The following is a 14,539-nucleotide window of genomic DNA, read 5'->3' as shown; positions in this document are numbered from 1 at the left end:
ATCGCTGTTATAATGCTCACGATTGCTTACCTGCTCTATCTGGAATTGTGAAGTAGAAAGTCGAGCCTTGACCCGGTTTCGATTCAACCCAGATCCGGCCGCCGTGACGTTCTATAATTTTCTTGCAAATTGCCAGACCAATTCCAGTACCAGGATACTTGTCTCTACCGTGCAAGCGCTGAAAAATTATAAAAATACGTTCTGCATACTGGGATTCCAAACCAATCCCATTATCACGTATCGAGAATAACCATTCATCTGCCAATGGTATAGAATTTAAACTTTCTTCGTCTGAATTTGGATTTGGCTTGGCTACCCCAATGTGAATTTGTGGCTGCTGATTCTGACAAAATTTGATCGCGTTGCCAATCAGGTTTTGAAATACTTGTGTTATTTGGGTAGTATCAGCCATCACTTCAGGTAGAGGTTCGTGAGTGACAATTGCCTTGCTATCTGCGATCGCAATTTGGAGATTAGCGATCGCCCGTTGTAAGATTAGATCACAATCCACTAACTTAAATGGCTGTCCACGGGTGCTGACGCGGGAATAGTTCAACAAATCGTTAATTAAGGTCTGCATTCGCCGCGCCCCATCTACTGCGTAGGTGATAAACTGATCGGCATTGGTATCGAGTTGATTTTTGTATCTTCGCTCTAGTAGCTGTAAATAACTTGTTACCATCCGTAACGGCTCTTGCAAGTCATGAGAAGCCACATAAGCAAACTGTTCTAATTCGGCATTAGAACGAGCGAGTTCCTGACTTTGCTGGGTTTCTTTTTCTAATAGTTGCGCTTGAGATAAAGCAATGCCAATTTGGTTAGCTAGTTGCTGTAACAACTCCGTCTCAAAGTTATTCCACTTTCGAGGTGCAGCACACTGATGAGCTAGCAACAAGCCCCAAATGCCATCTCTGACGAGAATCGGTACTACAAGGTTAGCTCTGACAGCAAACTGCTGAAGAAATTCTCGATGGCATGGTTGAATATGAGCGGTTTCAATGTCTTCCATAGCACTGACTCTGCCCTGGCGATATCTTTCTATGTATTCTTCTTTAAAGCAGGGGTCAAAAAGATTTTTTCTCAGAATTACGGGCCAACCAGGTAGCACCGCCTCTTGTACTACTGTTCCCGAACCATCAGCCTCCAGTCGAAAAATTAAAACTCGGTCAGCGTTTAATAATTTTTGTACCTCTGTCACTGTGGTTTCGAGAATTTCATCTATTTGTAAAGATTCTCGAATTTTCAGGGTGATTTCTGCAAATAATTGCGATCGCAAATTCTGCCGCTTTAATTCCTCATCTGCCCGCTTGCGATCTGTGATATCTGTATAAGAACCCACCATGCGAACTATATCACCCAATGCGTCCCAAAGTGCTTGTCCTCGATCTAGAATCCATTTATAGCTGCCGTCTTGGCACTGGACTCGATATTCACAGACATAAAACGGTGTTTTCTTGGCAAAGTGGTCTTGGAAGGCTTGAAGTACCCAATCTCGCTCATCGGGGTGGATTCGTTTTATCCATTCGTCCCAACCGATGGAAACTTCGTGGTCTTTATAACCGAGCATTTCCTTCCACCGAGTTGAGAAGAACACTTCATTAGTCTTGAAGTTCCAATCCCAAATGCCATCATTATTACCATGTAATGCTAATTGCCAACGTTCTTCACTTTCTCGTAGTGCTTCTACTGTTCGCCGCCGTTCAGTAATGTCTTGAAAATAAATAGACAAGCCGTCTTTTGCAGGATAGGCATGGACTTGAAGCCAGCAGTTTAGTGGTGGATAAAACTCCTCAAATTCCACACTCACCTGTTCTAAGATTGCCCTGTGATACTCACGGTAAAATGTTGTGCCGATGATTTCTGGAAACACTTCCCAGATGTTTTTACCCAGAAGTTCATTTTGTTTTTTTCGCAACAACCGTTCTGCTTGACCATTAATGTAGGTGAATCGCGACTTTTTATCCAGGGCAAAAAACCCATCAGTGATGCTTTCAAGAAGATTATTGATGCGGGTTCTCGCAGCTTCAGACTGGACGCGGGCTTCTTGCTCTTGGGTCATGAGTTTTTCAGTAACTTGAGATACCTCAGTTACATAACGCCTAAGTTCTAGTTGGTCGATTACCAAACGACTCAGAGCTACAAGCGCCTCCACTTGTTTTTGGCTTAATTCTTTGGGAACTTGGTCAATTACACACAGAGTTCCCAGCATATCTCCTCTGGGAGTAATTAAGGGTACACCTGCATAAAAGCGTACATAAGGATAGCCAGTTACTACCGGATTATTTGCCAATTTTTCATCAGCTAGGGTATCAGGAACCACCACAACATTACGCCGCTCTTGGCAAAGGTAAGATAACCCAATACTCCGGGGCATTTCTGATACATCTAAACCTACTTTTGCCTTAAACCATTGACGGTTTTCATCAATAAAATTTACCAAAGAGATAGAAGTACCACAAATAAATGCTGCTAACTGAGCAAGATTGTCGTAAGCTTCTTCAGGTTCGGTGTCAAGAATTTGATACTGGCGGAGGGCTTCTAGCCGCGCCATTTCTGTATCAATTTGTCCAGCTTTCATTAATTTTTATTAAAAAATCTAAATGTAATATTGTCAGTCAACAGCGTAGCTATCTCAAGAGTAGCTTAACTTTTGTTAACAATTCTTAGTCATTTCCCCGCCTCTGGCTGTTCAGGAAATTCTGTTTCAATTTTGTCGTACTTCTACGGCAGGCGGGTACGCCATCGCACTAATCCTAGTGTAAACAAATTTAGTCTGCATGATGAGATTTAATTGTTGCAGACTATCTACTAGTCATTTGTCACTACGCAGAAATCGACAAACCCCTCCGTGCTTGAACTTTCTTTCAAGTTTTTCCCTCTCCGAGTCGGAGAGGGACGGTTTTAGGTAGTAAAACCAGGGAGAGGTTTCAATATTTACGCTAATTAGGCGGTTACTAGACAATCAGTCAAATTCACGTTGCTCTAGCCTACGCTGTGAATTGATTTTATAACTGTAGCGTAGAGCGATCGCTACTCTGAAACTAATAACTGTTAAACCTCTACCAAAACAGCTTCCCGCAGCTTGGCAATTACATCACTGACATTACCTGTATTCATCCGGTAACTCAGAGGATGGGCAATCAACCGCGCCGTGCTTTCATACAGAGTAGCGATTTCAATTAAACCATTTTCGCGCATAGTCCGCCCTGTAGAAACCAAATCCACGATCGCTTCTGACATTCCAGTAATCGGGCCTAATTCCACTGAACCATACAACGGTACGATTTCCACGGGTAAATCTAGACTGTGGAAATATTCACGAGCGCAATTTACATATTTTGAAGCAACTCTACCATGCGGTGGTAAATCTAAAGGCGATCGGTAAGAACTCGATGCTTTTACCGCCACTGACATCCGACAATACCCAAACTGCAAATCTACCAAGTGGGCAACTTGCGGCTGCTTCTCCCGCAGCACATCGTAACCAACAACACCCAGTTGTGCTTGACCATATTCTACATAGACAGGCACATCCTGCGCCCGCACCAACAAAGCTTTTGCAAGTCCCTTAGTATCAGGAATTTGAAGTTGGCGAGTTCCTGAATCTAAAAAAGCGCTAAAATCTAATCCCACAGATTGTAGCAAGCGGATGCTATTTTTAAGGAGTTCCCCTTTTGGTAATGCAACAGTCAGCATTCTTTTTCTTAATATCCTTGGCGATCCAGCAGTTGAATAATATCTCTATATGCTTACCACAGCAGCATGAGAATTTTATTAGTTGATGATGAAGTTGAACTAACTGAACCCTTGAGTCGCTTGTTAACTCGTGAGGGTTATATTGTTGATGCCGCTTTCGATGGCACAATTGGCAGCGAATATGCACAAGCAGGCAGTTATGACCTACTAATTTTAGATTGGATGCTGCCAGGAAAAACGGGGTTAGAGATTTGTCAGCAATTGCGACGACAAGGCAAAACCACTCCTGTGCTGTTTCTCACAGCCAAAGATACTCTCGATGACCGCGTACAAGGTTTAGATGCTGGCGCTGATGACTATTTAGTTAAACCTTTTGAACTGCGTGAGTTACTCGCCAGAGTCCGTGCTTTATTGCGTCGTTCTGGCTCTCAAACCTATGAAACCACCACCGGACGTTTAACTGTCGCTGATTTAGAACTAGATTGTGAAAATCAAGTCGCCTATCGCCAAGGACGAATAATTGAGTTATCGCAAAAAGAAAGCCAGTTGCTGCAATATTTTATGGAACACACTGGACAACTAATGACTCATGCCCAAATTATGGAAAATTTGTGGCAAGAGTCAGAACAACCCAGTAGTAATGTGATTGCAGCATTAATTCGTTTGTTGCGTCGTAAGATTGAGGTAGGTAGAGAAACAGCACTGATTCACACAGTCTACGGCAAAGGCTATCGTTTCGGTGCTTCTTCAGTGGAGTCAGTTTAGCTGTCTGTTTCCAACTCATTTCTAAAAATTAATTATGCGTTACCTGAAACCACTGTAGAGAAGTTCCATTGCAACATCTATAAATTCTTTTTCACCAGATATCTATTGGTAGGAAAATCATAGTTTTGCCAAAATTTCTTCCCACTCAGAGGGCGAGAGGGGTTGTAACTCTATCTGCATATTAAAACAATCACTAGCTGCGGTGATTAAATCTGCAATAATCTTTTCCACACTCAGACTTTGAGGCAGTTGTACAGTCGTAAAAGATTCTGCACCAAATACTTGAGCAAACAGTTCAGCATCGGGTTGCAAACGGATGGAACCATGTTGCAAAATTGCTCCACTACGTCGCAGTTGAGCGCTACCAATGAGTTTGGCACCATCTGGCAAAACTAAATCTGCACTGGTTGCTGTGCCAAAACAGTTAGGGTTGTGGATGTAACCTCGCCCTTCTGTACCGTAATGTAATTCTACGCCGAGCGATCGCCACCCTTGAATCAAAAACTCACAAATTTTTTCGTACACCTGGAGGCGACTACCCGTAATTCCAGATGTGACTACAGCGTAAGTTAAATCACCTTGGTGTAATACTGCCCGTCCACCAGTAGGACGTTGCACTAAATCCAATTTCTGCCCTTGCCAAGTCAAATTTTGCCAATATTCAGGGTATTGTCGTTGATGATAGCCAAGAGAAATGGCAGATGGCGACCAGGTATAAAAGCGCAAAGTGGAGGGATGTTTTCCAGACTGGTGCTGTTCTAGTAACCAGTTGTCAATGGCCATTTGCACATTCCCAGTCGCCTCTAGCAAAGGAATTAGTCGCCACACCTGCTTGCTATACATCTAATGCAGTATAAGCCCAATCCAAAATCCAAAATTCCTTAAGTTGCACCAAATTCAGTTTGTAAAGCTTCATCGTTGTTATCAGCGATGGTTGCCACAATCGTAATCAGCCGAGACACTTCGCCGGGAGATAACTCCGCTAAGGTGCGTGTTGAAATTACGACCACTTTGTTTTCTATAATACCAAAACGCGCTTCAAAAGTGCTGGAGCAGTTCAACTCCAACAGATAACGCAGCAATCTGGGTTCATCTTTAGCAGGTAAATTTAGCACCGCAGACCAAACCGTTATGGTGTCTTCATCGGTTGTACCGTTGAGTTGGACATATACCTGCACACTTCCGTACTTAAACTTCCAGAGATAGCCACCCTCTGGAGTATGACTAACCATCGCACTATCATCTTGTTCCAAAGAGTCGATGACATTTTCAATCACCTCCAGATGGTTAATGCCTGTTGTCTCGGCGATTAGCTCATTAATGGATTCGTCACTAGTTACGGTTTCTTGGTAGCTTGCCATACAGATTTTTTTCTCAATATACTCGCTGTTTCATCTACACATACTTTATAACTTGTGGAGGCAGTTAGTTTGAGCTTCCTTTTGGGTCTACTTTCCAAATAGCCTGGAATATAGCAAGAATTTTTTCACCTTGGAACTGGTACTTGATTAATTACCGACGCAATTACCGCATCCATTTGTAAACCATCCAGCATTGCTTCTGGTTTCAAAATGAGGCGATGACGCAGCAGTGGCGATGCAACTGCTTTCACATCATCTGGCGTGACAAAATCTCTGCCAGCTAACCACGCTAATGCTTGAGATGTCTGCAACCAAGCACCGGCGGCGCGAGGCGATGCACCCAAAGTTAAATCGGGATATTGACGCGATATTCTCACCAAGGCTAACAAATAATCAACGATCGCTTCTGATACTTTAACTTCTTTAACTGCTTGTCGTGCTTGTAAGATGTCGGCTACTGTTGCTATCGGTTTCAAACGGCTAATATCCAAACGCCTTGCTGAAAACCCAGCCTGACGATTGAGTAACATTTGCTTTTCCGCTGCTTGATCTGGGTAATCTACCACTAACTTAAATAAAAATCTATCCAATTGGGCTTCTGGTAAAGGATAAGTCCCCTCAAATTCCAGTGGGTTTTGGGTTGCAATCACCCAAAATAAATCTGGTAAGGGCAAACTTTCACCATCCAATGTTACCTGCATCTCTTCCATCGCTTCTAGCAGTGCTGCTTGTGTCTTGGGAGGAGTACGGTTGATTTCGTCTGCTAACAGGACTTCGGTAAATATTGGCCCTTTTTTCAAAGTGAAATTGCGGCTATTCAAGTCAAAAATATTTGTCCCAGTAATATCTGAAGGTAAGACATCTGGTGTTAGTTGAATTCGGCGAAAATCCCCTTGAATTAACTGTGCTAATACTTTTACCAGGAGAGTTTTACCAGTTCCTGGTACTCCTTCTAAAATTACGTGTCCACCCGCTAGTAGTGCTACTAAAAGTTGTTGTATTAGGCTCGATTGACCAACAATTACTTGATTAAGACCTTGACCAAGGTGAATTAAGATAGGATGAGTTTCGCTCATTTTTTTGCTTATAAATAATTTACTCAGAAATACTCAGGTACAGAAATATTATGCACAGCTTCAAAAAAATAATTACGAATTACGAATTTTCCTAATATTTCGCCATTTGCCCAACCAGCTTAACAGTTCTCGCTCACTGATAGGTTGTTTGTGGGATTGTAGCTTTAAAACTGCATCCAGTTCTGCTGCACTTGTGCCTGTTTTTTCTTTCCAGAAATTGATTAAGACTTGAGGTTCTAAAAGTACTTGTCCTAATCCCAAGGCTTTTTGTAGTTGGAGTTGTTCTTGTTTACCCACCATCTCGACAACAAAGTCGGTGGTATCAGCTTTCTGCAAGACTCCCGCTAAAGCTTGGATGTATGCTTCGCTATTATCTGTAACTGGTGTATTTAAAGCTACTGGCTTCCCAAAGCGGCGATTCTGGGCCCAAGTTAGCACCAATAGCAGAATACCTACCTGTACTAATATTGGAAATAAAGGAGTTTTAGCAAAAAAGCTAGATAAATCACCTTCGCTTTCTTTTTTTCTGACATCAGCATCTTTATAGCCGTGGATGTATTCATCGACAAATACAGTGTTACTATTTTCAGTTACTAAACTAGCTAAATACTTGAAATTACTTAAATAGTCTTGATAAGCGTTGGCGGCCAAATAAGGAGTAGTAGAAAAAATTACCTTTCCCTGGTTATAATTTTTTTCCCAGACAACAGCACCAAAGCGATCGCCTAAATCAACTTGCTTGGAGTTAGCTTTCTGATATCGTCTACGTGTATCAATTTTGATATCGCCTTGAGGAGATTTTTGCATAGTGCTAAACTCCGCTTCTGTAACCCGCGCCCCTGCACCTAAAATTACCAAAGTATTACCTTTTTCTACCCATTCCCGCTCTTGACTATCCAATGCTGTCTCCCTTGGATAGGCGCTTACCTGTAGAAAGGTAACTGGGCTATTTTCTGCTTGAATATCACTAAAAGGTTTTTGCCAACGCTTGATAGAAATTCCTTTCTGTTGCATAAAAGCATACCAAGCACCATATCCATCAGAGGCGCGGTTATAAGTAGAGCCAGTGCTAATTTTTGTATTATTGGGAGCCACTAACAAAGTAAGCAAAACGATCGCAGCTAGTGCGATCGCTCCCATCCAAGCAAGGCGATTTGAACGTTTCATCTTCGACTTTCACAATAATCACTTCGTTTGAGAATCAATAGTGCTAATACTTACTTATTTTTCAGGTAAAGTCAAAAATATAATTAAGTGACTTCATTTTCTCCAAGCGATCGCCTGCTTGATGAATGTTTCTAAGTTTTGGGTAGCAGTGGGATTGTCAAACAGAACGTTGGTTGAGAGTTTTAGAGCTTCACGGACTGAGAATCGCCAACCAATATCTGTTGCTAATCGCACTGCAATCTTGATATATTGCGAGGCATCATCGGCAATCGTCTCTGTTATACCCATAGTTTGCAAGAAACCATAAGAGTGCCGTCCTCGCATAAACTCACCAGGACAAGTAACAATTGGTAAATGGCAAGCGATCGCATCCAATGTTGTATTCCCACCCGCCCAGTCGAAAGTATCTAAATAAATGTCTGCCAAAGAAAGCAAGTCAAAGTAATCATCACGCGGTAAGACAGGCGAGAATACACAATAATCAAGACTATCTAACCCTACAGCCCCAAATGCCTGTTTCAGACGTTCTTGAGAAATCCCAGAGCGAAGGAACATAAACTGAGCATTGGGAACTTGAAGGGCAATTTCTGCATAAATGTAATCGTGCTGTGGTAGATATTTATAGCCAGCTTGACTAGAGATGTAGACGATAGCATCTTCTCGTAATCCAAAAAATAATCGGTTGCGGCGGATTGAGTCAACTTTGATAGCAGGATAGGAAATCCCCACACCAGGCAAACGGACAAGGGTTTCGGTGTAGTGATCTTGCCCATTCACTGGCTCCATCAGTTCGCTAGATAAGAAATAGTCAATGGTGGGCAATCCAGAAGTTACAGGTTGTCCCCAAGCCATACATTGAATCGGTGCTAAACGAAGTCCAGCAATACATAGTGTTGTAGCATCCATTCCTAATTCTGGAAAAATTAACACATCAAGGCTGTCATCAATAATTTGTTGACAAACCTGTTCTAAATTATTCGGTAAATGATAGAACTTTGTACTATAGGACTGAAATAATTGAGTGGCAGCATCAATTTGATGCCCTATATGATATGAATAAATTTCAAAATTTTGATTATCTGCATATTTCAGCCAGTTTAAGAATAAAACTGTTCCGCTCCAGCCACACAAAAAATAGGAAAGATATCCAATTTTAATTCGCTGATTGCTCCTAATAGAAGAAATCGGACGTTCCTGAATCCATTGAGGATAATTTATCGCCATAGTTTGGTGAACTAGCTGCCCATATTTTTGCTGTAGCAACACATCATTTTTTGCCTGATATGCAAGAAAAAAGTTCGTATGATTCATGATTCCTGTTAAAGCTTTTTTCTGCTCCTCAAGGCTCTTTATCCTGATTTCTTCAATTAGTTTTTCTAGCCCATGCTGAAACCCTGCTCGGTAAGTATCAATCTCATCAGGAGTATGATAAATTTCTGGCAGCATAAGATGGCTTAACATTTTAAATATATAGTTTTCAGGAAACTTATCCGTAACCTGTTGAGCGAAGTTACGAGCTTCTAAATAATTGTGACTTTGCTTGAGGCGAATAATCAACCAGAAATACAGTTCTTCTGCTTGAGGGCAATAGCTAATACCGTTGTGTAATGTTAGGATAGCCCCTTGCATCTGACCAGTTTTATAGAAAATATTACTTAGCTTCAGATAATAGTCAATCTGGTGTGGACAACTGGATAAATAGTTGCTGTAATATGGGATAGCGTTTTCGGGCGATTCACTGTCTGCGAAATAGTCACCCCATCTTTGCCAAGATTCTAGCCGAGCAGCTTCATAAACAGTTTGCTGGCAAATTTCTGATAACTCACATATCGGAATTTGTACAATTTCTGGCTGCTGGGTAATGTAGCGATATTGGTTGTTAATTGGAATGCGAAAGTTAATGAATGATTTAATAACAGACCATTCTTGTGTAGTTAAATGACCTGTAATCCCTACATTGAGGTCTTCACAGACAATTCCTTCTAAGCTCAGGGTAAAAGCAGTCTCAAAAAGCAATGAGTTAGCATTATCTTGTAATTCATTCGATAAACTTTGGCTATCAATTAGCAATGTTATATTTTGTCTAGCTGGATGTGTAAAAAGAGTTTTGAGAACATTTGTTAAATCTTCTGCAATTGCTGTTTCTAAATTAGACCAGTCAGGAAAAATAATAAAATTAATATCTCTTAATTCATTAATTAACATAGTGTTGCATTTACTAATGTCAAGTCTCCTTACATATAGGCACTACTATATATGTTTTTACAACAATGTCACCAGTAACTAAAAGATAAAAATCCGTGCAGGAGTTATGAAGCAAAAGAACCTTGACTTCTTCAAGAAGCCGGGGTTATAAACCTCTCGGTTTTTCTAAATCTAATAGGGTTCCAAGGCTCTTGAAGCGGACATGATATCACTCAAATTGCATGAGCGATCGCTCCCATCCAAGCAAGGCGATTTGAACGTTTTATCTTCAACTTTCACAATCATCGCTTTTTTTCTGTATCGTCAGTGTTAATACTTAGTTGTTTTTCAGGGAAAGTCAAAAATATTATTACTTTTCTTAAACCTGATTAAAACACCTGTAGTAACAAACGATACAAAATATTCCAGTAATAATTCTCTGATTTGGAAGTCGTAAAAAACCCCACCTCTTTTACGGGGTGGGGTTAGTATACTGACTAAGGCTATTTAAGCTCACATAATATCATTCAAATTGCACGAGCGATCGCCCCGATACAACAATAAAACCGACAGAATCAAGCCTAATCTGGGGCTGGCGAATCCCTTCTAGAATGGCTGCATTTAAAGCAGTTTCTATTTTCAATTCTTCAGCGAGGGCATTATCCCAACTTTGTTGGTTTAGACGCAGGCGTAATTGCTCTACTCTATTGGCTAATTTCTTTTCGGCGACTTTAGCACAACTTTGGCACAAGTCAATAAAATCGGGACGATTTGAAAGTAATTCCGCAGAAGTGTTACGTACTTGATAGCAGAAATTTTGCCATTTACTAGGGTCAACAAAATCGTCAATAATTCCTAAGCGCTCTTTTGCCAGATTGTAATCTCGTCCTTGATTATTGTTTTTATCTTTATATGAACGTTGCAGAATACTTAAGAGAGCTTTATCTTCAACAACGCGGATTGGCTCATTGCGACCATCAACATAGATAGTTTCTATAATTGGCGGAAATAGAGCATCAACACGTCGTTGCAAGTTTTTGAATTGAGAACTATCGAGTTTGTTATCTAGTAAAACTTGTTTGGCAATTCTTAAATTTGCCTCGACTACATAATTGCATTGGAAACCGAACCACTCCTTCCCTTCTTTTGCATCCCAAGATGAATCAGTGCGCCACATTGCAAAGGCTTCACCTCGGTCATCCCAGTTTATATAGTTCCAGAGTGCTTCGACAAATCCTTCCCCAACTCGAAAGAGTTTAATCCCAGGATTCTGGTTTGCCACCCTGCGATTATAAGTACCAAATTGGTCTAGGTAACTATCAGCAAAACGGTTTTTTAACTCATTTATGGGAACCAATGTCCGCGTTGACGGTTGATAACGTCGCATTTCTGATGAGTCGGGGTTATTGAGTCCTCTAAATCCCAACGCCTCACAAATCCAGCCTTCAATTGCTCGTTTCATTTCTAGATGACAAGCATCGTAATTATCGAGGTCTTGAAAATACTCGGTGGCAATCTCATCGTTAGCGTCAATTTCATCTAAAGCATTTTGTTCGCTAATTTTTGCGATTTCGGCTTCAATTTGCTCTTGAATTGGTAAAATCATCTCTAACAATCCAGCAGCACTTGATTGAAACAAAGCTGTTTCTAATTCTGCAAGTTTATCATCTACATAAAACTGTAAACTCGCAATTGATTGCTGGAAAATCCCAAATCCATCTTTTAATACTTGATACCAAGCATTGTGAGGGCTATCTTCTAAATAGGGACCAATCAAAACACAAGATTGGACTCCAATTTTGCTGCCAATGCGGTCAAGTCTGCCAAGTCTTTGCTCTAATTGATTCGGCGACCAAGGAAGGTCAAAATGAATTAACCAATCAGCAAATTGGAGGTTAAGCCCTTCTTCTCCTGAGCGATCGCATACTAGAATAAAGCAGTTTGGGTTATTCCTAAACTTATTTAAGCCTTCCTCAACTTTGTCTGGTGATTCTCCAAATTGATGTTTGGCGATTGTCTCTGCACCAAAGGTATCAGACAAATACCGGACTATTTCGCTACAACTTTGGACAAAACTGGTGAATACAATAAATTTTGGCAGAATATCGCCAGTAATTGGTCTCTTGATTCTCTGCTGTATTCTCGTGATGAATTCTTTTTGATTCTTCCGAACGTTTGCGGGAATTTTGAAGTATGTACCTAGCTGATTCAGCAGTACAGTTTTCAAATTTTCCGTCCGTCCTCCATCTTCTTGGGGTTGACGAATAATTTTCAGGAAGGATTGCAGAATCTCTTCTTCCCCAGAAAACTTGGGGGTTGTAGTTAAGAGGCGAAGATCATCTTCTTTAAACTCCTGGATGAGTTTAGCATGAGGCTTACCAGTTAAACGGGCGGTAATTACCTGCTCTAAAATGCCTAACCAAGTACCAGCCGCTAGAAATAACAGCAGAAAAATTCGCTGATATGGCTGTTCAGCAGGAGCAACACTACGCCATTGATTCAGCAGTTCGTGGATATCAGGCGATCGCTCGTCTAAATCGTACTCTTCTTTGGGTGTAAAATTGCGGTCAAATATCACATCTTCTACCGCCGCGCGACGGTTGCGAAGCATTCGGCGGTGTAGTCGATAGATATCGCTGACGTGAGTACGAATCGCTTGGACGATTTGGTCTTGTTCTGGAGAATTTGTTTGTAAACAATTTTCTAAATCATCCGCCAGCTTCAGGAAATACTCATCCTCAGCTAAGAGGTTTCGTAGTTGCTGCAAGTTGCTTTTGAGAACAACGGGTTCAGCATCTTCTTTGAAAGAAAGCAGAAGTCTACCAATTTCCTGACGGCTTTCAACTTTGGCGCGAAAACCTGCTAAATCACCAATTTTATAGGTTGCTGGGTCGAGCAAGTGCAACATTGCCAAGAAATCTTGCTCATGATTGAGAACAGGAGTGGCAGATAATAAAAGTAAGCGATCGCTTTTATGAGCAAGTTCTTTACAAGTCTGAAAACGCTGGCGCACTGTTGCATCCTTAGAAGTCGCCATTGCTGCGATATGATGAGCTTCATCTAAAATTAAGCAGCCTATCCTCGCCTTCAGGTTGATTTTATGGATATCTTCAACCGCTAGCACCGCTACCCGTTTGCCAAAATGGGAAATGTAAAATTTGTTTTCTAACTCAGTCCGCCATTGTTTGAGTAAATATTGCGGAACTAATACCACTGCACCCTTTTTCGGTTCATCCAAGAGGAATTGACGCAGAATCGCACCCGCTTCGATGGTTTTTCCAAGTCCCACCTCGTCTGCTAGCAAGTAGCGTTGAATTGGGTCTTCCAGTACCCGCCGCACTACTTCAACTTGGTGAGGATAAAGATTAATATTTGCCGAAATCAGTCCTGTCATCCCGCGACTGACAGCGCGTTGCTTAATCAAGGATTTGACGAAAGCCAATCTTTTGTCGTGGAAGTAAGGCGTTTCGTGACCCTTCATCGCTAGAGTTTCGATGGGGTCTGTGTTTGGGAGATTACAACGAACGTAAATGTCTTCTTCAGTAGCGATCGCAGTTTTCTTATCTGGTAAATCAATTTGATACATTTCTGTATCTTCATCCCAAATGAAAACTCTCCCAACTATCCATTTATCCTGAGTTTGGTACTTAATATAGCATCGAGCCTGTGGTTCAAGTCTGACCTCAGAGAGCGAACTTAAAGGTAAAGTTTTTTGAAGACGTTGCCCTATAGAGCAAAAATACTCAACGTTTGCATTGGTATCAGATATTTCCGTAACTTTGCCGATACCCAAAGAGTTATTCTGGGACTGTACCAATAAACCGAGCTTAATCATAGATCCAGTCCCCTGAACACACTAAAAGAACCTTCCAGACTAGTTTTTTCACCTATATCTGGTAGTTTTGTCGATCAACATTATAGATAATAAACTGGCATTACTGTTTTTCGTTTTAGCGATGTCTACGACGGGCTACGCCTACGCTCCACCAGACCTAACTAGTAAAATCAGCCTAAAGGTTGATTTGCGTTTTAATTGGGTTCTTGGCAACTTTTGGTGATGATGAAAGGTTACGCGCTTTAAGGCAGAAGGCAGGAGGCAGGAGGCAGAAGGGTTTTAAGATTTTGCCTGTCGTCGTAGAACTTGTGACAAAGATCCAGATCCAACCTGAAGACTGTTCTTGTAATGTAGAGATTCTGTAACCCTTATACCACAAGGCTTTCTATAATTTTATTCTTTCTTCCTTCTGCCCTCTGCCCTCAGCATAGATGCCTAAACCAGCCCACTATATG

Annotated in this window: 9 protein-coding genes; 1 reads left to right on the top strand and 8 read right to left on the bottom strand. The window is 41.3% G+C overall.

Annotation, left to right across the window (positions count from 1 at the left end; genetic code table 11):
• Window positions 1-16: 16 nt before the first annotated feature.
• Together IQ274_RS21265 and hisG are read right to left on the bottom strand one after the other, a co-directional pair.
• Window positions 17-2,578, bottom strand: coding sequence for a GAF domain-containing protein (locus IQ274_RS21265; RefSeq protein ID WP_163929222.1), 2,562 nt, complete (start codon window positions 2,576-2,578; stop codon window positions 17-19).
• A gap of 473 nt (window positions 2,579-3,051) precedes the next feature.
• Complete coding sequence (gene hisG, locus IQ274_RS21260) at window positions 3,052-3,696, bottom strand: ATP phosphoribosyltransferase (RefSeq protein ID WP_163929221.1); 645 nt, start codon at window positions 3,694-3,696, stop codon at window positions 3,052-3,054.
• Between the two features lie 66 nt (window positions 3,697-3,762).
• Between hisG and rppA the strand changes: the two genes are divergently transcribed.
• On the top strand, window positions 3,763-4,461 hold the full coding sequence (gene rppA / locus IQ274_RS21255) for a two-component system response regulator RppA (RefSeq protein WP_163929220.1): 699 nt from the start codon (window positions 3,763-3,765) through the stop codon (window positions 4,459-4,461).
• 117 nt (window positions 4,462-4,578) lie between these two features.
• Here the strand turns inward: rppA and IQ274_RS21250 are convergent, their stop codons facing one another.
• From IQ274_RS21250 to dpdE, 6 genes are all read right to left on the bottom strand, one after another.
• Complete coding sequence (locus IQ274_RS21250) at window positions 4,579-5,304, bottom strand: lipoate--protein ligase family protein (RefSeq protein ID WP_194143342.1); 726 nt, start codon at window positions 5,302-5,304, stop codon at window positions 4,579-4,581.
• Window positions 5,305-5,342: 38 nt separating this feature from the next.
• Entirely contained in the window at window positions 5,343-5,822 is a 480-nt protein-coding gene (locus IQ274_RS21245) for a YbjN domain-containing protein (RefSeq protein ID WP_190935596.1), read from the bottom strand.
• A gap of 125 nt (window positions 5,823-5,947) precedes the next feature.
• Window positions 5,948-6,898, bottom strand: coding sequence for an AAA family ATPase (locus tag IQ274_RS21240; protein WP_194143341.1), 951 nt, complete (start codon window positions 6,896-6,898; stop codon window positions 5,948-5,950).
• A 72-nt stretch (window positions 6,899-6,970) separates the two neighbouring features.
• Window positions 6,971-8,065: a DUF4350 domain-containing protein gene (locus tag IQ274_RS21235; RefSeq protein WP_194143340.1), complete on the bottom strand. Its 1,095-nt coding sequence runs from the start codon at window positions 8,063-8,065 to the stop codon at window positions 6,971-6,973.
• Between the two features lie 93 nt (window positions 8,066-8,158).
• Complete coding sequence (locus IQ274_RS21230) at window positions 8,159-10,270, bottom strand: hypothetical protein (RefSeq protein ID WP_163929216.1); 2,112 nt, start codon at window positions 10,268-10,270, stop codon at window positions 8,159-8,161.
• A 502-nt stretch (window positions 10,271-10,772) separates the two neighbouring features.
• The gene (gene dpdE, locus IQ274_RS21225) at window positions 10,773-14,084 is read right to left on the bottom strand and encodes a protein DpdE (protein ID WP_194143339.1); all 3,312 of its coding nucleotides are present in this window, start codon (window positions 14,082-14,084) and stop codon (window positions 10,773-10,775) included.
• Between the last annotated feature and the right edge of the window lie 455 nt (window positions 14,085-14,539).

Origin of the sequence: Nostoc sp. LEGE 12447 (assembly GCF_015206985.1) — a bacterium.
Taxonomy (GTDB): domain Bacteria; phylum Cyanobacteriota; class Cyanobacteriia; order Cyanobacteriales; family Nostocaceae; genus Nostoc.
The sequence above is the reverse complement of the archived record's forward strand: the minus strand, read 5'-3'. Positions and strand labels throughout refer to the sequence as shown.